The sequence below is a fragment of the Xanthovirga aplysinae genome, assembly GCF_009711365.1.
Taxonomy (GTDB): domain Bacteria; phylum Bacteroidota; class Bacteroidia; order Cytophagales; family Cyclobacteriaceae; genus Xanthovirga; species Xanthovirga aplysinae.
Genome location: NZ_SMMB01000674.1, coordinates 1,839 through 3,208, shown reverse-complemented (window position 1 = coordinate 3,208; position 1,370 = coordinate 1,839). Strand labels below are relative to the sequence as shown.

1 protein-coding gene is annotated in these 1,370 nt (G+C 33.2%); it reads left to right on the top strand.

Going from position 1 to position 1,370, the window contains the following annotated elements; translation table 11 throughout:
* The coding region (locus E1171_RS04025) for a M1 family aminopeptidase (RefSeq protein WP_222931380.1) at positions 1 to 1,176 on the top strand (1,176 nt) is incomplete at its 5' end.
* Between the last annotated feature and the right edge of the window lie 194 nt (positions 1,177 to 1,370).

Below are 1,370 nucleotides of genomic sequence, written 5' to 3'. Positions count from 1 at the left end.
ATAGGCCAGGATTTTAAAGGGTTACCATTAAACAAATATCGTTATAGGCCAATTCTGGATTCAAACTACTTTCATATTCTTGGTATGAGACTTTTTATGATACCTGAGGGGATATTCGAATCTGACTCTAGTAAAGCAAAAATAAAGATCAATTGGGGTGAAATACCAAATGATGGATTATTTCACAGCAGTTTTGGAATTGAAAAAAAACAAAATTTCGAAGTTAATAGGGAGGGGTTATATGCTTCATTTTTTGTAGGAGGAGACTTTAGAAGAGCTTCTTTTAAGCACGATAATGACACCATATATTTTGTTACAAGAGGGAATTGGAAGTTTTTCAAGGAGCAAGATGTATTCAATATCTTAAGAGAAACTATCAATGCCCAATATGGCTTTTGGAATGACCCCAGAAAAGGTAACTTTTCAGTTACATTATTGCCTACCTATGAACCTTGGACAAAAACTTCAAAGGCCAATTCTATTGGAAGCAGTGGCTTTTCATCCTCCTTTATTTCTTTCGCTTCAAACAATGAAGGGACTAATCTGAACAAAATGAGGTGGTTGTACAACCATGAATTACTTCATAAATGGATTGGTAGAACCATAATAAATGAAAACGAAGTAGAGCAATACTGGTTTAGTGAGGGTTTTACTGATTATTACTCTTATAAACTGATGCTAAAAAACGACAACATAAATGCTTTAGAATTTATTGACATCATAAACAAAGAAGTAATTATTCCTCATTACAAAGACCCTGTAAATAATATTCCAAATTATGAGCTAACCTTTGAAGAATACTGGAATCATTATGATAAGTATATGAAACTTCCCTATAGACGAGGTTTTTTGTATGCCTTTTTAATTGATAATCAAATTAAAGGACAAAACGACTATTCCAAGAGCTTAGATGATTTAATGCATGATTTATTTGAGATGGCATTAAATGATAAAAAGATGAAATTTAACCAAAAGCTATTTGTCCAGCTTTTGAAGAAATATTTAAAACATGATAATTGGGAATCAGATTTTAAGCAGTACATCCTAGAAGGTCAGTTGATTGATTATCAAGAGGAATTGCCCAATGGACTTTCAATTGATTATCAAGATGGCATTCCAGTTTTTAAAGTTGCATCAGAGAATTCCTCTGAACTGGGCAAGAAACTTAAATTATAAAAAGCTACTGGGAATTGAATAGGCGGCTGAGGGTTAAATGACCACCACTGCGCCTCTCATATGCTAAAAAAAACACAGCTGCCAGCCGAACCGTGTTAGGGCATTCCCTAAATCAAATCAACCAGATAATTTCTCGAGTTCTCGTGTGAATTATTGAAGGGAAATATTTAAAAAGTTTAAAGAAAGTACGATTA